The organism is Roseburia sp. 499, from assembly GCF_001940225.2.
Classification (GTDB): Bacteria; Bacillota; Clostridia; order Lachnospirales; family Lachnospiraceae; genus Petralouisia.
The window spans coordinates 383,287-402,384 of the sequence record NZ_CP135164.1 but is presented as its reverse complement, the minus strand read 5'-3'; the positions used below and the strand labels follow the sequence as shown (position 1 = coordinate 402,384).

At 39.1% G+C, this 19,098-nt stretch carries 15 protein-coding genes and 1 tRNA gene; 1 reads left to right on the top strand and 15 read right to left on the bottom strand.

Annotated elements, in window-relative coordinates; translation table 11 throughout:
• Positions 1–81: 81 nt before the first annotated feature.
• The 6 genes from trxB to BIV20_RS02110 form a co-directional block, all read right to left on the bottom strand.
• Positions 82–1,002 carry a thioredoxin-disulfide reductase gene (gene trxB, locus BIV20_RS02135; RefSeq protein ID WP_075721339.1) on the bottom strand — a complete coding sequence of 307 codons (921 nt, stop codon included), beginning with the start codon at positions 1,000–1,002 and terminating at the stop codon, positions 82–84.
• A 23-nt stretch (positions 1,003–1,025) separates the two neighbouring features.
• Positions 1,026–1,946 (bottom strand): CPBP family intramembrane glutamic endopeptidase, encoded by a 921-nt coding sequence (locus tag BIV20_RS02130; RefSeq protein WP_075721340.1) that lies wholly within the window; start codon positions 1,944–1,946, stop codon positions 1,026–1,028.
• Positions 1,947–1,955: 9 nt separating this feature from the next.
• On the bottom strand, positions 1,956–2,789 hold the full coding sequence (locus BIV20_RS02125; RefSeq protein ID WP_075721460.1) for a CvfB family protein: 834 nt from the start codon (positions 2,787–2,789) through the stop codon (positions 1,956–1,958).
• Positions 2,789–3,499, bottom strand: a complete 711-nt coding sequence (locus BIV20_RS02120) for an acyl-[acyl-carrier-protein] thioesterase (RefSeq protein ID WP_075721341.1) — start codon at positions 3,497–3,499, stop codon at positions 2,789–2,791. Before BIV20_RS02120 ends, BIV20_RS02125 begins: the two co-directional genes overlap by 1 nt.
• A 56-nt stretch (positions 3,500–3,555) precedes the next feature.
• Positions 3,556–3,627 (bottom strand) — tRNA-Gln (locus tag BIV20_RS02115).
• A 69-nt stretch (positions 3,628–3,696) separates the two neighbouring features.
• Complete coding sequence (locus BIV20_RS02110) at positions 3,697–4,350, bottom strand: YigZ family protein (RefSeq protein WP_075721342.1); 654 nt, start codon at positions 4,348–4,350, stop codon at positions 3,697–3,699.
• A gap of 153 nt (positions 4,351–4,503) precedes the next feature.
• Here BIV20_RS02110 and BIV20_RS02105 point away from each other — a divergent pair, with 153 nt between their 5' ends.
• Positions 4,504–7,164: a transglycosylase domain-containing protein gene (locus BIV20_RS02105; protein ID WP_075721343.1), complete on the top strand. Its 2,661-nt coding sequence runs from the start codon at positions 4,504–4,506 to the stop codon at positions 7,162–7,164.
• 44 nt (positions 7,165–7,208) lie between these two features.
• Here BIV20_RS02105 and BIV20_RS02100 read toward each other — a convergent pair whose 3' ends face one another.
• From BIV20_RS02100 to BIV20_RS02060, 9 genes are all read right to left on the bottom strand, one after another.
• Complete coding sequence (locus tag BIV20_RS02100) at positions 7,209–8,246, bottom strand: response regulator (protein WP_075721344.1); 1,038 nt, start codon at positions 8,244–8,246, stop codon at positions 7,209–7,211.
• 148 nt (positions 8,247–8,394) lie between these two features.
• Positions 8,395–10,146 carry an ammonium transporter gene (locus tag BIV20_RS02095; RefSeq protein ID WP_075721345.1) on the bottom strand — a complete coding sequence of 584 codons (1,752 nt, stop codon included), beginning with the start codon at positions 10,144–10,146 and terminating at the stop codon, positions 8,395–8,397.
• 343 nt (positions 10,147–10,489) lie between these two features.
• The gene (locus tag BIV20_RS02090; RefSeq protein WP_075721461.1) at positions 10,490–12,604 is read right to left on the bottom strand and encodes a glutamine synthetase III family protein; all 2,115 of its coding nucleotides are present in this window, start codon (positions 12,602–12,604) and stop codon (positions 10,490–10,492) included.
• 357 nt (positions 12,605–12,961) lie between these two features.
• A complete protein-coding gene (fba, locus tag BIV20_RS02085; protein WP_075721346.1) occupies positions 12,962–13,828 on the bottom strand; it encodes a class II fructose-1,6-bisphosphate aldolase in 867 nt (288 codons plus the stop codon).
• 130 nt (positions 13,829–13,958) lie between these two features.
• Positions 13,959–14,915: a diacylglycerol/lipid kinase family protein gene (locus BIV20_RS02080; RefSeq protein WP_075721347.1), complete on the bottom strand. Its 957-nt coding sequence runs from the start codon at positions 14,913–14,915 to the stop codon at positions 13,959–13,961.
• A gap of 18 nt (positions 14,916–14,933) precedes the next feature.
• Positions 14,934–15,878, bottom strand: coding sequence for a DNA-binding protein WhiA (gene whiA / locus BIV20_RS02075; RefSeq protein WP_075721348.1), 945 nt, complete (start codon positions 15,876–15,878; stop codon positions 14,934–14,936).
• Positions 15,879–15,880: 2 nt separating this feature from the next.
• On the bottom strand, positions 15,881–16,756 hold the full coding sequence (rapZ, locus tag BIV20_RS02070; RefSeq protein WP_075721349.1) for an RNase adapter RapZ: 876 nt from the start codon (positions 16,754–16,756) through the stop codon (positions 15,881–15,883).
• A gap of 13 nt (positions 16,757–16,769) precedes the next feature.
• A complete protein-coding gene (murB, locus tag BIV20_RS02065; RefSeq protein WP_075721350.1) occupies positions 16,770–17,678 on the bottom strand; it encodes a UDP-N-acetylmuramate dehydrogenase in 909 nt (302 codons plus the stop codon).
• A gap of 1 nt (position 17,679) precedes the next feature.
• A complete protein-coding gene (locus tag BIV20_RS02060; protein WP_075721351.1) occupies positions 17,680–19,074 on the bottom strand; it encodes an aminopeptidase in 1,395 nt (464 codons plus the stop codon).
• Between the last annotated feature and the right edge of the window lie 24 nt (positions 19,075–19,098).

Sequence of the window (19,098 nt, the reverse complement as noted above, 5' to 3'; positions counted from 1 at the left end):
TATAACAAAGGGGCATGCTTATGTCAACCTATTTTTTACAAATTTGTTACAACATAGAAACACATTTGATATAAAAATTAACTACAAAGATGCTTCTATCAGATACCGTTCCACAGAAGTAACCGCATTCGCTCCATCTGCTGCCGCAGTAATTACCTGGCGAAGCTGTTTTGTTCGAATATCACCTGCCGCAAAAATTCCCGGTTGGCTGGTTACTGTATCCTCCATCGCTTTCACGTACCCCTGTTCATCTAGTGCAACAATTTCCTTTACCACATCACTATTTGGCTGAATTCCTACTGCAATGAATACCCCCTGCACTTCCAATTCGGCATCTGTTTCTTCTATATTATTATGCACTATGATTTTTTCTACCTTATTCTCTCCCTGAATCTCTTTTACTTGCCCATTCCAGATAATCTCAATATTCTCTTTCTGTTTCACCTGCTCTTGCAGAATCTTTGCTCCCCTAAATTCATCCCTTCTATGAATAAGATACACTTTTTCACAAGCTCTCGCTAAAAACAACGCATCCTCTAAAGCTACATCTCCGCCCCCTACAACAGCAACGGTTTTCCCTTTAAAAAACGCTCCATCGCAAGTAGCACAATAAGAGACTCCCATACCGCTCAGTTCTTCTTCTCCCGGTACCCCAATCTTTCTATGATTTGCTCCCATGGCAAGTATCACACTTTTCGCTTGAAGCGTATCCTGATCAGTCACAACTTCTTTTATCTTTCCTGCAATCCGTACTTGCTGAACCTGAGCTGTATAGAACTCCACCCCTAATGCATCTGCATGCTCGCGAAACTTCATTCCTAAATCAAATCCACTCGTTCCTTGCATTCCAGGATAATTATCCACTTCATAAGTATCCAGAATCTGTCCTCCGCTTAAAGGCTTTGCCTCCACAACTAATGTATTTAAACGCGCTCTTTGTGCATAAATTGCAGCACTTAAGCCCGCCGGACCACTTCCTAAAATAATAACATCATATATCATAAGATTCCTCAGTCCTTTCTTCGTTAAAAACATTTTACCATAATCACAACCGTTACTGCCACTGCCAAAATCAATGGAATCGTAATCATCCTCTCATCGGTTTTCTTTCGGAAAACTGCCTTTACTTGTTCTAATCGTCCATTTTTCTTACAAATATACACATAAATTGCTATCGCTCCAGTTGTAGTTCCAATCGCAATTACAAACCAGATTAAAATACCAAATATCATCATTATGGTAAATTCGTCCCCATACTGTACGAATTTTCCAGTCTGCTGCATCTCGGAAACCATCTGATTTCCACTTACTAGTTTTAATACTCGCGTTAACAATACTCCTGTAAAGTTAAGTGTAAAATGAGCCAAAATGGAACTTAGAATACTTCCTGTACCTTCTACTAAAAATGCCAGATATATTCCCAAAACAGTGGCATATGCAAACTGATTCAGATTCATATGTGTACATCCAAATAAAAAGGCACTTAACATAATTGCTGAAAACACTCTTTTCTTCCGATAAGTCTGAAACAAAACCCCACGAAATACAAACTCTTCTACACATGCCGGTATCACAGCAATCAATAACGTAGAAATAATCAGACTAAAATTAGCCATTTCGTTCTGCATAGATGCTGTTCCTGAATTTGTAAATAAAAGTGTTACAGCATTTAATACTATCATCAACGGATACATTAGATAAGTAGTAACCACTACTAATACTCCTGTAGAAAAACTAATTTTCCGACAAGGTATTAGTTCCTTGATGGATATTTTTCTTATCCGACAATACAAAAGTGCCGGCACCAATACTACCGCTTGGCTTATTAAAACGGATGCATAGACAGGCAATTTTATCGGAATCACCCGTCCCATAATCAAACTTGCTGCCACAAACAACACAACAATGATAAAATAAAGTCTGTTTACTCCCTTACTCTCTGTCATAATCCTCTCCTATTTCTTTCTGATACAATGATTTACAATTTCTATTTTATGTTCGCGATATAACCGTCCCACTGCTCTCTTAAAAGCATTTTTACTCATCTGAGTTTCACGCATGATAATTTCCGGAGAAGCCTTATCCGTAAAAGGTAATACGCCCGCATACTGATCTAATATCTCCAGTACATGTTTTGCATCCTCTTCCATCTGTAAATATGCCTTATCCCGCATGGTCAGTGTCAACTTTCCATCCGGCTTCACTTCCACAATTTTAGCTTCCACTACTTCTCCAATTCTAAGATAACTATGGTCCTCATGTTTTGGCAACAGTGCAGAATATTTGTCATCCACTGCAATAAATGCACCAAAATTATTACTGAACTCATACACCCGTCCCTGAACTGTTTCTCCACCTTCATAAGGTGAATCTGTAGAAAGCATTTCATACAATCCACGCATACTTGCACAAAGTCGACTGCTCTTATCTATATAAAGTCGAACCAGAATCTCGTCTCCTTCGCGCACCTTCACACTCTGCTCTTTATATGGAAGAAATAAATCTTTTTCTAATCCCCAATCCAGAAAAGCTCCTATTTTCTGTACAGACACCACTCTAAGAACGGCATATTCTCCCATCTTTATCTTGGGTTCTGCTGTCGTTGCAATAATTCGGTCTCTGGAATCTTTATAAACGAATACCTCTATCTTATCTCCCTCTTTGATTCCTACCGGCACCCGCTTTCCCGGAAGCAATACTCTTTCCTCGGCTCCCGCTGCTTCTGCAAGATACACACCAAATTCTACTTTTTTTACTACAGTTAATTCCTGTTTTTCTCCTAAGCGAATCATCTACTTCCCTCCAATTCTATAATAGCATAGGGTTTTTCCTCTCCATCTGCCAGATTCACAATTGTTTTCTCTCCATCTTCTGCAATATAGGGATGAATAACATCTCCGTATACGGCTGCTTTCCGGTATTCTGCACGCATCTTCCACACTCTCTTTCCTTCCGGCAAATATTCCTGTGCCATACCTACATAACGTCCATTATTCACATGCTGATTCGTATCGATATGATACTTATGCACCGGAAACGGCTCTTTTGCCTGTGTTTCCTTCGGTAGTTCAATCTTTCGTGATTCACAACTCATCGGAAACTTTGGAGACAACTGATATGCTTCCATAAGTTCTGTTGTTAACCGCGTAGGACGTCCCTTGCTTAAATCCAATAACGTCCAAATGGAATTAGCATACGCCAACATTTCTCCCTCATCCGTTTCCATGGTAAAATTACGAAATCCGAAGAATCCCTTAAAATCGTAAGGCCATGTGCTTATTTTAACATGTTCTCCATAAAAAGGATATCGTTTTATCTCAACTTGCCAAGAAGATAATACCCAGGCCAGTTTCTGTTCCGCTAAAAATTTTATCCCTACACCAAGTTCTTCTGAATGAAAAAAACTACTATCCTGGAAATAATCCAATATAGCATTTAATGTAATTTTTCCTTCTTTATCTACTTCACTGTAACGTACTTTGCTTTCAAAGCTATACATAGACATCCTCTTTCTTATGATATAAAAAAACCATCACATGCTGTGATGGTTTCAAGCTGGCCCACAAGGATTCGAACCTTGAGATGACGGAGTCAGAGTCCGTTGCCTTACCGTTTGGCGATGGGCCACTGTTTTTTTCAACATGTTGTATTATACATGAGATATTATAGAAATGCAAGTCCTTTTTTCAAATTTTTTTAAAAAATTTTTATTTTTCCTTCAATTGATGCAAATTCCACCATTTCTCCAAGCTGATAGACTGCATTTCCATTGGTTCCTTCCGTCACCGCTTCTTGCAACTTTTGCATTTTTTCTATTGGTACAATTAACTTTACCACTACCTTATCGGTATATTCTGTATCCAAAACAGAAATCCCTTCTTGTGCAACAATATATTGTATTTTTCCTATTCCATTATAATCCGTATGAATATCCAGAAGTTGTCCCTGCATTCTTTCTATAATAATGCTGTTGCGTAATCCTTCCTGTACAGATTTCTGATAAGCTCGTACCAATCCTCCCGTTCCAAGCAGAGTTCCGCCAAAATATCTGGTAACTACTACCACAATATTATGAATATCCTCTCGCAACAATACTTCAAGCATCGGTCTTCCTGCTGTTCCGTTGGGTTCTCCATCATCACTACAACGTTGCAATTCATGATTTTTTCCTGCTACAAAAGCATAACAGTTATGCCTTGCATCCCAATACTGCTTCTTCATCTTTGCAATAAATGCCAATGCCTCTTCTTCATTATCTATTTTCTCCACAGTTGCAATAAACCGTGATTTCTTTTCGACAATTTCTCCCACGCCGCCCTCATACAAGGTCTTGTATGGCTTGTTTTCCATCTGATTTTCTCCGTATTTCTTCCTTTATTTGCTTTTTAGTGTACCATATTATCTATTATGACGCAATTCTCTTCTGGGAATCTTAAGGATTTTTTGCTTTATTTCATATAGCTTTTTTGCTATAATAGTGAGGATATATAAAGGAGGCTTACTATGAATTATGGAAAAAAAGGTGCTTCCCGGAAGGACAAGCAGATTACGTCTACCGGAACCTTGATACGTAAGAAATTTACGGTAATATTCTGTAAATCATTACTTGTTTGTTTTTTAGCAGCGTTGGTTATTGGCGGCTGTGCCGGTATAGGAATCCTTAAGGGGATTATAGATGCCGCACCTGACATTGACGATATTGATCCAACACCAACCGGATATCTTTCTGTGGTATTGGATGACCAGGGAAATGAAATTGCAACCCTTGTGGCATCCGGTTCAAACCGTGTTTATGTCACTCTGGATGAAATCCCCGTAGACATGCAGCATGCTTTCGTTGCTATCGAAGATGAACGTTTCTACGAACACAATGGTATTGACATCAAAGGAATTATCCGTGCCGGTTTTACCGGAATCACCACCGGACATTTTTCCCAGGGTGCTAGTACCATTACTCAGCAGCTTCTAAAAAATAATGTATTTGATGGATGGACAGATGAATCTTGGTCCGAAAAAGTAGAACGTAAAATCCAGGAACAATATCTTGCCATACAATTAACAAAAGTCAAGTCCAAGGATTGGGTATTGGAAAACTATTTAAATTCCATTAACCTCGGACAAAATACTTTGGGGGTACAAGCTGCTGCCCGCCGTTACTTTGGAAAAGATGTTTCTGAGCTTACGCTTTCTGAATCAGCCGTAATTGCAGGAATCACCAAGAATCCTTCTGCATACAATCCGGTCAGCCATCCTGATAAAAATGCAGACCGTCGGAAACTGGTTCTGAAAAACATGAAGGAACAGGGCTATATCACAGATAAAGAGTACGAAGAAGCTCTTGCGGATGATGTCTATTCCCGTATTCAACAGGTAAATGTAGAATATGCTGAAACTGATCCTAATTCTTATTTCGTAGACGCATTGATTGATCAAGTCGTTCAGGATCTGGTAGAAAAGAAAGGATATACAGATACACAAGCTTACAAAGCCATTTACAACGGTGGTCTTACAATTGAATCTACGCAAAATATGGCAATGCAGCAAATTTGCGACGAAGAGGCAAATAACCCTGAGAATTACGCTGGGGATGTGGAATATTCATTTTCCTATCGTCTAACAATAAACAAAGCAGATGGAACCACAGAGAACTATAGCGAACAAACTATGCTCTCTTATTATCAGAATTCTAATTCTGACTACGATATAAACTTCTCTTCTCAGGAAGAAGCCCAGGCTGCTATTGATGCCTACAAAGCTGAACTTATGGGTGAAGGTGACACCATTCCTGAAGGTGGTGAATCTGTCATCTTTACACTTCAGCCACAGGCTGCTATGACTGTAATCGACCAATCTACTGGTGAAGTAAAAGCTATTGTCGGAGGACGTGGCGACAAAACCGGAAGCCGTACACTGAATCGTGCTACCGACACTACAAGACAGCCCGGTTCTACCTTCAAAGTACTAGCTGCCTATGCTCCTGCATTAGATACTGCCGGTATGACCCTTGCCACTGTACAGGATGATGCACCGTTTACCTATTCTAACGGTACCTCTCTTCGAAATTACGATGGCACCTACCGTGGCTTTACCACTATAAGATATGCCATTACAAAGTCTATTAACGTAGTAACAGTAAAAACACTTACTGATATTTCTCCGCAGGTAGGATATGATTATCTGAAGAACTTTGGTTTTACCACTCTTGATCAGAAGGATATTGTACAATCTCTGGCACTTGGTGGTATTACGAACGGTGTAACCAATTTGGAACTAACTGCCGCTTATGCCACTATTGCAGATGGTGGTACTTACACGCGCCCAAGATTCTATACACGTATCCTAGACCATGACGGAAACGTATTAATTGATAACACACCGGAAACCCATACTGTATTAAAAGAAACCACTGCTTTCCTACTGACAGATGCCATGAAGGACGTAGTAACTGCAGGTACTGGTGGCCGCGCTAACTTTAGCGGTATGGCAATTGCCGGAAAAACAGGTACTACCACTAAAAACAGAGATGCTCTGTTCGCCGGCTATACGCCATATTACACTTGTGTCGTATGGTGCGGATACGACGATAACAGTCCACAGAACAAATCCGGACAAACCAACACTCCAAAAATTCTTTGGAAAAATGTTATGAGTCGTATTCACGAAGGATTGGAATATAAAGACTTCACACAACCGGATGGCATTGTAACTGCAACCGTATGTAAAAAATCCGGTAAACTTGCCGTAGAAGGACTTTGTGACTGTGATCCAAGAGGAAGTATGGTAGAAACAGAATACTTTGCTGCCGGCACAGAACCTACAGAAGTGTGTGATCATCATATTAGTGCAACAATCTGTACTATTTCCGGTATGTTGGCAAATGAATTCTGTCCTGCCGAAAATCGTCAGACTAGTGTTTACATTATTGGAGGTTCCCCTGATACAGAAGACGGACCATATCTATTAACAGATACGCAAAATCAGTGTACTATACACAATGCAGCTTCCGTTATTCCACAGATTCCTTCAATAGACCCATCACCTGGTTCTAAGACGGATGACTCAGAAACGGATGGTTCAACACCAAACGCAGACCAAAGCAAACTTCCAAGTGATGATGGCAATAATTCATCGAATAACACACCTACTCATACTGGTGAAAATTAAAAAATTCCGTTGGAAAGATGTTTTCCTTCTTTCCAACGGAATTTTTATTTTACTTTTTTTCGTTCTTCTGTTCTCATCTGTACCTGATAAATAATGGAATCCTCCGTTATTTCCATTTTATACCGTTCTGCAAACGACTCCATAATAGAAGTAACTACTTTTGTACGCTCCCGGCAAATTTTCTTTTCTTTATATCGTTTCCATTCCTCTCGAGATGTACTCGCTTGTATTCGAATCATCGGTCGAAATGGTATCTGAAAATCCATTTCTATTTTCACACTATAGGTATCAGATATCTCCGCTATCTGCGTTAGCAACAACCATATCATAAAATGTAATTGTTCATAGAATCCCGGTTTGGAATTTACTAGCTTTTGATTCGTTTCTATTACAACCTGTTGCTGTTCATTTAAAACAAACTCTTGCTTTATCCTTGCTTTTAACATCTCAAGACTATCACACGCTTCATACTCTTCTTGCAGATAATAGTCTAATATCGTTTGCTCATATGTAGTAAGTATCTGCCTTTCTTCCTCTGATAAAGAAATATCAAAGTTCTCCACACTCAAAGGCACCAATGAGCGTATGAAACTTTTCATTTGATTCCATTCTATCTTATCCGGTGATTCTACCTCTTGTACTTCTGTGTCTTCTCTGTTTCTCTGTTTCTGTTCTAGGATTTTCTGTTCTTCCATCTCAGCTTCCCTGATGTCATAATAAGCAAATCCATCTTTGATCGCATTATAAAAATCCCCACGATAATTCACAGGTTTTAGAAAAATTCGAAATACTTCTCTCTGGTTTACCAATACCCGTAACTGTGCCAAATCTATCCTTGTTGTATAAACAATGCACGCCGTATAAGGACAATGTCCATTCAGATATGCAAGCAATTTCATTCCATCATATGTGGACAAATTCATCCCTGTAATCACTACTTTATAGCTCTTCTTTCGTAATAAAACTGCCGCTTCCAAGCCACTGTCCGCTGTATCAATTTCAAAAGTATAATCCTGCATCGCATTCAAAAATTCTTTTATTTCAGCCTGGTCGCGATTTACAAACAAAACACTATCTTTCATAAAACTGCCCCCACTGTACTTCTTCTTGCTTTTATCATATAATGTTTCCTACTAAATTGCAAGTAATTGAATATAGAAAGAGAGCCCGGAAAAATTCCGAGCCCTCCCTCTGTTGATGTATATACTAACTAAGGGGATTAGATAATACCTATTCCACATCCAGTAAAGCCTGCATATCTTCTTCACCGGTACGAACCTTAACAACTTTTGCAACATCGTATACAAAAATCTTACCATCACCGATATGTCCAGTATAAAGAGTCTTCTTAGCAGTCTCAATTACCTTATCTACCGGAATATTACCTACAATAACTTCAACCTTAACCTTTGGCAATAAGGTTGCATCCATTTCAACGCCACGATATTTCTCGCCTGCACCTCTCTGGATACCACAACCCATAACCTGAGTTACTGTCATACCTGTTACACCTAATTCGTTCATTGCCTTTCTCAGCTTATCGTAACGTGATAACTTAGCAATAATAACAACCTTGTACATACCAGTTGCATCCTTTGGTACAGCAGAAACCACTTTGACAGCAGCATTCTTCTGAACATCCGAAGCTTCTTCATATGCAGCAGTACCAAGATTGGTGTTTTCATTTACATCCATTGTCATAGTATTAGAAACATCCATGATACTGAATCCGGAGTATGCAGATGCCAATCCATGTTCCATAGCATCCAGACCAACGATTTCCTCTTCTTCGGTAACACGTAATCCTACTGTTGCTTTAATCACTAAGAACACAATGGTAATTGTAACTGCAGTCCAAGCTACCACTGATACAACACCTAACAACTGAATTCCCAACTGTTCGAATCCACCGCCATAGAATAATCCTTTTACACTATCATTTCCCGGAGCAGATGTAGTTGCAAATAATCCAACTGCAATTGTTCCCCAGATACCATTCATCATATGAACTGCTACGGCACCTACTGGGTCATCAATATGTAATTTATAATCTAATAACCATACGCCAAACACTACTAACACACCTGCTACAGCACCAATAATTACTGCGCCTAATGCATCTGTCACATCACAAGGAGCTGTAATTGCTACCAGACCAGCTAATGACGCATTCAAACACATAGAAACATCCGGCTTACCATATCTTACCCATGTGAAAACCATACATACTACAGTTGCAATTGCTGGCGCAATGGTTGTTGTTAGGAATACAGATCCTAACTGTGGAATGCTAGTACAAGCAGCACCATTGAATCCATACCATCCAAACCACAGAATAAAGCATCCTAAAGCTCCAAGTGGAAGATTATGTCCTGGGAATGCATTTACTTTTGTAACTTTTCCATTCTTGTCTTTTGTAAATTTGCCAATACGAGGTCCAAGAATCTTAGCACCGATAAGTGCAGAAACACCACCTACCATATGAATTGCACAGGAACCCGCAAAATCGTGGAAGCCTAATTCTGCTAACCAGCCACCGCCCCAAATCCAATGTGCTTCAATCGGATAAATCAACGCGGAAATCACTCCGGAATAAATACAATAAGATAAGAACTTTGTTCTTTCAGCCATAGCTCCTGATACAATTGTTGCTGTGGTTGCACAGAATACCAAGTTAAATACAAAATTTGAAAAATCAAAATCTGCATAAGCTGAAAAAATATCAAATCCCGGTTTTCCGATGAATCCTGCTAAATCTTCACCTAATAAAAGGGAAAAACCAATTAAAATGAATACTACGGTACCAATACAAAAGTCCATTAGGTTCTTCATTAAAATATTACCTGAGTTCTTTGCTCTGGTGAAACCTGCCTCTACCATTGCAAAACCTGCCTGCATCCAGAATACCAGTGCGGCACCAATTAAAAACCAAATACCAAAGGTATGTTCACTAATTAAACTTACAATTGCTTCTTCTGTCATAACGAATCCCTCCTCGTTTCTTCATAATCACTAGCAATTTTTCCAGCGATTAAATTCATAAAAAAAACGACACTTTCCCCGTTATCCACCGCTTTGTGGTCCGAAAAAAGTATCGTATTTTTATCCTATTTTATGTTCACAATTTATTCATGATACATTCAAAAATCTTTCATCTTGTGAACATGAAAACTTCATTTCTTATCCATATAATAAACTCATAACAAATGATAACCTCTAGTAATAAAAATTACTTTTCGAATAAACTTTTTCATAATAATGCCAGGTGACTTCGGTTACCTGGCATCCTCCCTTTTACAGGAGGTTACCAGTGTATTTCTGATTATTATACTTCGAAGATTAAATCTCCATAAGATGGCATTGGCCACATTTCTTTATCAACAATCATTTCCAGTTTGTCAACAGGGGCTCTCAATGCATCCATTGCTGTCTTAACTTCATCTCTGTAGCATACAGCCTGTTCTCTGCCTTCTTCCATTGCAACTGCCTTATCAGTAGCTTCCATCAATTTTGCAAGTGCAACCTTAGTTTCAGATAATAAATCAGATGTCTCTGTCAACAATTCAGTCTGAACACTTACGTCTGCATCGCTTGCTGCTTTAACTGCGTTGATAGAATTTGCAAGGCTAGTTGTATATTTGATAACAGATGGAATAATCTGCTTTCCTGCCATATCGATCATAGTACGTGCTTCAATGTTAATTGCTTTTGCATAGTTCTCGTACTGAATCTCTACTCTAGACTCTAATTCTGCTTTTGTAAATACGCCAAATTTTTCAAATACTGCAACTGCCTTATCTGTAGTTAATGCAGGAATTGCATCTACCATAGACTTGATGTTTGGAAGTCCACGTTTTTCTGCTTCTGCAACCCACTCATCAGAATAACCGTTTCCGTTAAATACGATTCTCTGATGCTCTGTAGCCTGCTCTTTAATCAAATCATGTACTGCCATATCGAAGTCATCTGCTTTTTCCAGAATATCGCATGCATCTGAAAATGCTTCTGCAACAATAGTATTTAATACAACATTTGGTGCTGCGATAGAATCGTTAGAACCAACCATACGGAATTCAAACTTATTTCCAGTGAAAGCAAATGGTGATGTACGGTTACGATCTGTTGCATCTTTCATGAAGTCTGGTAATGTCTTAACACCTGTCTGAAGAACTTCACCCTTCAAGCTTCTGGTTGCTTCACCAGTGCTGATTAACTGAGATAATACATCCTGCAACTGTTCTCCAAGGAATATAGAAATAATTGCTGGCGGTGCTTCATTTGCTCCTAATCTGTGATCATTTCCAACATCTGCTGCGGATTCACGAAGTAAGTCTGCATGCTTATCAACAGCCTTTAAGATACATGTCAGTACTAATAAGAACTGGATATTGTCATGTGGTGTCTTACCTGGGTCTAACAGATTGATTCCATCATCTGTTGTAATAGACCAGTTATTGTGCTTACCGGAACCATTTACACCTGCGAATGGTTTCTCATGAAGCAGACAAGTTAATCCATGACGTCCTGCTACTTTCTTTAATGTTTCCATTACTAACTGGTTGTGGTCTACTGCAATATTTGCTTCTGCATAAATTGGAGCTAACTCATGCTGTGCCGGAGCAACTTCATTATGCTGTGTCTTAGCACTTACACCCAGTTTCCATAACTCTTTGTTAACATCCTTCATGTATGCAGCAATACGCTCACGGATTGCTCCAAAGTAATGATCTTCCATTTCCTGTCCTTTTGGAGGCATTGCTCCGAAAAGAGTACGTCCAGTGAAAATCAAGTCTTTTCTCTTTAAATACTTCTCTCTGTCTACCAGGAAATATTCCTGTTCCGGTCCAACAGATGGGGTAACTCTCTTAGAAGTTGTGTTTCCAAATAATCTCAACAGACGTAAGGACTGCTCATTGATTGCTTCCATAGAACGAAGCAATGGTGTCTTCTGGTCAAGTGCTTCTCCTGTATAAGAACAGAAAGCAGTTGGAATACAAAGTGTTGCTCCTGCTGCATCCTGTCTTACGAATGCTGGTGAAGTACAATCCCACGCTGTATATCCTCTAGCTTCAAAAGTTGCTCTTAAACCTCCGGATGGGAAAGAAGATGCATCCGGTTCTCCTTTAATTAACTCTTTTCCGGAGAAGCTCATCAATACTTTTCCGTTTGGCATTGGAGCTGTGATAAAGGAGTCATGCTTTTCAGCAGTCACACCGGTCAGTGGCTGAAACCAGTGAGTATAGTGAGTAGCGCCTTTCTCAATTGCCCATTCTTTCATCTCATGTGCAACTACATCTGCGGTTTCAAGATCTAATTCCTTTCCTTCTTCGATTACTTCTTTTAACTTCTTGTAGGTTTTCTTTGGCAAACGTTCCTGCATAACAGTATCGTTAAATACATTTTCGCCAAAAATTTCTGCTACATCCAAAAATTCACTCATTTCTCTACATCCTTTCTCTTTCTCATTCTTCAACATACAAACGCAATCCCCTAAGTTATAATATGTACTTCTTTCGTGTTATGTAAACTTATTAAAAAAGGGCATTCCAATCCTATTGGAACACCCTTGTTCTACACGTTTGTTTTATGTCTGGTATTAAGATACCCTACTTTTTAGAAAAAATCAATAGTATTTTTAGAAAAAATTTATTTTTTTCACTTTAAACAAATTTACTCATTTTTTCTTCTTTCTTTTGTTGAAAGTAACAACAATAAGTAGGTCGTACTTAAAAAGTGCCAAAAACAACTTCAGCCTTTTCTCACCTTAGGTAAGAAAAGGCTGGTTAATTATTACTTCTTATTCTGCTTTTCCTACAGAACCGAACAGTTCCATTTTTTCCTTTACAGTTGCTTTGATTGCTTCTGCACCTGGAGCTAATAACTTACGTGGGTCAAATCCTTTTCCTTCTAAGTCTTTTCCAGCTTCGATGTATTTTCTGGTAGCATCTGCGAAAGCTAACTGGCATTCTGTGTTAACGTTGATTTTAGCTACACCTAAAGAAATTGCTTTCTTAATCATGTCTTCTGGAATACCTGTACCACCATGAAGTACTAATGGCATATCTCCAGTCTTCTGCTGAACTGCATCTAATGTTTCAAAGCTTAATCCAGCCCAGTTTTCAGGATATTTACCATGAATGTTACCAATACCTGCTGCAAGCATATCTACACCAAGATCAGCGATTGCTTTACATTCGTTTGGATCAGCACATTCTCCTGCTCCTACAACACCATCTTCTTCTCCACCGATAGAACCTACTTCTGCTTCGATAGACATTCCTTTTTCATGTGCAATCTTAACCAATTCAGTTGTCTTTGCAACATTTTCATCAATTGCATAATGAGAACCATCAAACATGATAGAAGAGAATCCTGCTTCTACACATTTCAAACATCCTTCGTAGCTACCATGATCTAAGTGAAGTGCTACTGGTACAGTGATGTTTAATTCTTCCATCATTCCTTTTACCATACCTACAACAGTCTTATATCCTGTCATATATTTTCCAGCACCTTCAGATACACCTAAAATAACTGGGGACTTTAATTCCTGTGCGGTAAGTAAGATAGACTTTGTCCACTCTAAATTGTTGATGTTGAACTGACCTACTGCATAATGGCCAGCTTTTGCTTTCTTTAACATTTCTGCTGCTGATACTAACATATTTGTTCCTCCATTTACTTTATTATTGAAACCACTCTGCGGAAACCCGCTCTATCTTATAGTGTACTCTATTTTTGAAAAAAAAGAAAGAGTTGACACTACAAAATCTAATCCTTAAGTTTGTTAAATTTTAGACAATTTGTCCAATACTTTCTTCTTTTGCGCTTTGCGGAAGAAATTTCGCATCGGCCTTTACCATAATTTGGACTGCTCCTTGTTCGTTCTGAACTTCCACTTCTCTATGACTTCCACCGTATTCGCCATCCAATGTCCATGGTATTTCTATCTCAGAAATAAATTTCAGTTTATCTGACTTAAAACTATAAATAAGATCTGTATTCTCTTTATTTTCTTTCTTACTGGTAAGACTTCCGATAATCGCATTCAATTCCAGCGGATTCTTCGGCATACGAATCAGCGTTACCTCAAACATTCCATCATCTAGTTTTACATCTTTCCCTGTAATATTCTTAAATCCTCCGGCAGAAGTAGAATTACTTACCATTCCATAAATAAAATCATCCTCAATGACCCGGTCTTCATATTCAACCCTCATGTGATAAGACTGTAGGGAAGGTAAGCGTTTCAATCCTTCCAGAATATACGCTGCATGACCAATACGATTTTTAAGTTCCTGGCTCGTTGCATAAGATACATCTGTAAATGCGCCAAAAGCTGCTATGTATACAAAATAATCTCCATTAAAACTTCCAATATCACAAGAAAACGGAACTCCTTTGACAGCTACCTCGGCTGCTTTCTCCATCCTTTTTGGTATTTTCAAAGAACCTGCGAAATCATTGGTGCTTCCAGCCGGGATATAACCAATCGGAATTCTTTTCTCTCTGCGCATCATTCCGGTTACAGTTTCATCTAAGGTTCCATCGCCACCGCTGCACACAACCATGTCATATTTTCCAGCTTTCTCTTCTACCAGTTTCATAGCATCCTGTGGACATTGTGTTGTGTGAACCGTAACCTGATAGCCACCTTTTACAAAAATATCCACAATATCCAACAATTTGTTCTTAATCTGTCCTTTTCCCGAAAAAGGATTTAATACAAATAAAAGCTTCTTCTTTTTCATTCCTACCCTCAAACTCCTTTATCCCTTTGCTTTTTCTCTCATCTCTTCTGCAATCTCACATAGCTTACGCAGTCGGTGATTCACACCCGACTTCCCCACTGCCGGTTCCAAAAAAGTTCCAAGTTCTTTTAATGCCGCTTCCGGATATTTTAATCTCACTTCTGCAATCGCCTGAAGATTTTCCGGCAAACTTTCCAATCCTACGGTGTCTCGAATATAATTGATATCCTCTATCTGCTTTACAGCCGCATTTACCGTCTTATTTATATTGGCTGTCTCACAATTCACCTGACGGTTAACCGAATTACGCATTTCCTTTAAAATACGCACATTCTCCAAATTCATCAGTGCCACATGTGCTTCCATAATATTTAGCATATCTACAATCTGGGCACCTTCTTTTACATACACAACATAATTCTTTTTTCTCTGTACGGTTTTAGCATCTATATCAAAACTGTTGATAATTTCCATCAACTGTGTTGCCTTCGCTTCTGTAGTACATACAATTTCAAAATGATACGACTTCTCCGGGTCACTCATAGAACCTGCACTTAAAAATGCTCCTCGAATAAATGCTCTACGACAACAGCTATTCTGCACCAGTAGACGATGCACCAATTCTTCCCCCCGACTATCTTTTCCATTCTCATCCTGCCACTTTACAGCCTGAAGTACCTTTTTCACTTCCTTAGGATTTGTCAGTGAAATCACAAAAATACGACTTTTTGGAAGATAGCCACTTTGTCTTACTGCAATCTTTACCTCTGCATGAAAAGTCTTCTTCATCAACATAAAATATTTTCTTGCCAATGACAGATTTTCTGTATAAACCCGCAATACGGATTCTTCTTCCAACCTTCCTTCAAACCCAAGAATAGCTGCTATTTCTGCAATCTGGCAATGTCTGCTCTTTTGAAATTGACGTGACAATTCCTCTTTTACTTCCCCGGAAAAAGACATGGTCAATTCCTCCTCATTGCATCCTTTTGTATATCTCTGTGTTCAATCTTAATTCCAAATTCTTTTTCATTTTCCAGTCTGTGATACAGTTCATTCGCTAACGTTACAGAACGATGTTTTCCTCCGGTACATCCAATGCTGATAACTAACTGCGTCTTTCCTTCTGAAATATAGTTCGGAATCAAAAATCTCAGCATATCCTCCAGCTTATCCAGAAATTCATTGGCTTCTTTATACTTCATTACAAATTCTTGTATTTCTCTGTCATTTCCGGTTTTGGGCCGAAGTCCTTCTACATAATAAGGATTTGGTAAAAAACGTACGTCAAATACTAAATCAGAGTCCGTAGGAATTCCATACTTGAACCCAAAAGAAACAATTGTAATAAAAAGATTCTTATAACTCTGCTCCTGTACGAAGATTTTCTCCAGCTCCGCTTTTAATTCTCTGGTGAGCATATTACTGGTATCCAGAATGTAATCCGCCTGTTTTTTCAAAAACTCCATGCGGACACGTTCTTCGGCAATTCCCTTATCTACCCGTTCACCGCCAGACAATGGGTGTGTTCTTCTTGTCTCCTTATAACGTTTTACCAACACTTCATCCGTAGAATCCATATAAAGAATCTGAAATTGCTTTCCCTTTTCGCGCAGATGTTCCAAAACATCCTGCAAGCCTTCTAGACGCTGACCACTTCTAATATCAATTCCAACTGCTACTTTCTGTGTTTCTGAACTCGGCATACTAGCAAGTTCTGCAAACTTCTCAATTAATGCAATAGGAAGATTGTCTACGCAAAAATATCCCATATCCTCCAGCATCTTCAACGCGGTACTTTTCCCAGCCCCGGACATTCCCGTCAAAATCACAAACTTCACTGCGTTTCCTCCTCTAAAACTCACCGATGTACTTTACTTCCGTTTCCAGTCTTACACCAAATTCTCGTTCCACTCTATCCTGCACTTCTTTAATTAGATTATCAATCTCTGCTGCTGTTGCGTGGTCCTTATTAATGACAAATCCGCAATGCTTTTCTGACACCTGGGCTCCGCCCACCTGAAATCCCCGCAATCCGGCATCTTCAATCAGTTTTCCTGCAAAATATCCTTCCGGTCGTTTAAAAGTGCTTCCTGCACTAGGGTATTCCAGAGGTTGTTTGGCAACACGCTGAGTCTTCAATTCTTCCATTCTGGATTCTATTTTCTCTTTCGCTTCTGAAAAAAGCTGTAACTCTGCTTTTAGAACGATGTAATCATTTTCCGGAATACAACTATGCCGATAAGACAGCTCTAATTCTTCTAAGGAAAGCTGTTTCTGTTCTCCATCTTTGGTAAGCACCGTAACTGAAGTTATGATATCCTTCATTTCTCCACCATAAGCACCCGCATTCATTACAACTGCTCCGCCTATGGTTCCCGGAATCCCAGATGCGAATTCCATTCCGGAAAGTCCTGCTCTTGCTGCCTGCTTAGCTACTGCTGCCAACATAGCTCCTGCCTCTGCAGTCACTTTGTTTCCTTCTATTGCAACTTCATCTGCATACTTTCCCATTTCAATTACAACACCACGAACCCCCTTATCGCCTACCAACAGATTGCTGCCATTTCCAATAATCATGCATGGCACTTCAAACTGTCGACATAATTTCAGCACCTGTGGAAGTTGCTTTATAGACGGCTTTATATAGCAGTCAGCATTACCTCCCACCCGGAAGGTAATGTGACTGCTCATTGGTTCATTGATTTTGTATTGTTCTTTTTCCAATATTTTCTGTAACGTTTCTAAAAATGTCGGATTCACTTTATGCCTCTTTCAAAAATGCCGCGTAACCGCGTTTTGCTTCATATATATCTACTTTACTAATGATTTCCCATGGAGCATGCATGTTCAATACTGCTACACCACTGTCAATAACTGACATATTATAGTTTGCCAAAATATAAGCGATTGTTCCACCGCCACCCTGATCTACTTTTCCCAGTTCAGAGGTCTGGAATGCTACATTGTTTTCATCCATGATTCTCCGTAATTCTGCTATATATTCCGGATTAGCGTCATTGGAACCACCTTTTCCTCTGGAGCCGGTATATTTATTAAATACCAGTCCTTTTCCAAAGTAAGCTGCATTCTTTTTCTCCATAACAGAAGCATACAAAGGATCGTATGCGGCACTTACATCTGAAGAAAGTACTTTGGAATTGCTCATTGCACGATTAAATGCAATCTGACTGTAACCACCCATTGCCTCTAAGATTTCTGCTACTGCATAAGAGAAGAACTTAGACTGCATACCGGTCGCTCCTACGCTTCCAATCTCTTCCTTGTCTACTAAGAGACACACGCTTGTCTTTTCACAGGTTCCTACTTCCAGTGTCGCCACAAAAGATGGGTAAGCACATACTCTATCATCATGACCATATCCCATAATCATGCTACGGTCAAATCCATAATCTCTTGCTTTTCCAGCCGGTACTACCTCAATTTCTGCTGACAGGAAATCGTCTTCTTCTATATTATATTGCTCTTTTAAAATGTTTAACACATTTGCTTTTACAGCATCTTTTGTCTTTTCCTCTTCCTTTTCACTTAAAAACGGAATACTTCCGACCAATACATCAAGCTGCTCTCCCTCGATAACCTTGGCAGCCTTTTTCTCCATCTGCTCGCCTGCAAGATGAACAAGCAAATCACTAATACCAAATACCGGATCTTCTTCCTTTTCACCAATGCTTACATTGATTACTGTTCCGTCTTTTTTTACTACAACACCATGAAGTGCCAACGGGAGTGTTACCCACTGGTATTTCTTTACACCACCATAATAGTGAGTATCTAATAACGCCATATCGGTGTCTTCATATAATGGATTCTGTTTTAAATCTAATCTCGGGGAATCGATATGTGCTCCAAGAATATTCATTCCCTTTTCTAATGGCTGCTTACCAATCACAAAAAGTGCCAACATCTTTCCCATATTTTCTGCATATACTTTATCTCCGGTCTTCAAGGTCTTCCCGGATGCAATGATCTCATCAAGATTCTCAAATCCAGCTGACTTTGCCTGAGCTACCAATTCAGTAACACATTCTCTTTCTGTCTTGCAATCGGAGATAAACTTCTTATATCCTTCTGCAAAAGCAAATACTTCTTCTCTTTTTCCTTCCGGATATTTTTCCCATGCATTCTTTCTTTCCATTTTTTATTTCCTCTTTTCCAATTC

Bases quoted from the DNA above. Each gene is read 5' to 3' on its own strand.
- trxB (WP_075721339.1), bottom strand. From the start codon at position 1,002: ATGATATATGATGTTATTATTTTAGGAAGTGGTCCGGCGGGCTTAAGT.
- BIV20_RS02130 (WP_075721340.1), bottom strand. From the start codon at position 1,946: ATGACAGAGAGTAAGGGAGTAAACAGACTTTATTTTATCATTGTTGTG.
- BIV20_RS02120 (WP_075721341.1), bottom strand. From the start codon at position 3,499: ATGTATAGCTTTGAAAGCAAAGTACGTTACAGTGAAGTAGATAAAGAA.
- BIV20_RS02110 (WP_075721342.1), bottom strand. From the start codon at position 4,350: ATGGAAAACAAGCCATACAAGACCTTGTATGAGGGCGGCGTGGGAGAA.
- BIV20_RS02105 (WP_075721343.1), top strand. From the start codon at position 4,504: ATGAATTATGGAAAAAAAGGTGCTTCCCGGAAGGACAAGCAGATTACG.
- BIV20_RS02100 (WP_075721344.1), bottom strand. From the start codon at position 8,246: ATGAAAGATAGTGTTTTGTTTGTAAATCGCGACCAGGCTGAAATAAAA.
- BIV20_RS02095 (WP_075721345.1), bottom strand. From the start codon at position 10,146: ATGACAGAAGAAGCAATTGTAAGTTTAATTAGTGAACATACCTTTGGT.
- BIV20_RS02090 (WP_075721461.1), bottom strand. From the start codon at position 12,604: ATGAGTGAATTTTTGGATGTAGCAGAAATTTTTGGCGAAAATGTATTT.
- fba (WP_075721346.1), bottom strand. From the start codon at position 13,828: ATGTTAGTATCAGCAGCAGAAATGTTAAAGAAAGCAAAAGCTGGCCAT.
- BIV20_RS02080 (WP_075721347.1), bottom strand. From the start codon at position 14,915: ATGAAAAAGAAGAAGCTTTTATTTGTATTAAATCCTTTTTCGGGAAAA.
- whiA (WP_075721348.1), bottom strand. From the start codon at position 15,878: ATGTCTTTTTCCGGGGAAGTAAAAGAGGAATTGTCACGTCAATTTCAA.
- BIV20_RS02060 (WP_075721351.1), bottom strand. From the start codon at position 19,074: ATGGAAAGAAAGAATGCATGGGAAAAATATCCGGAAGGAAAAAGAGAA.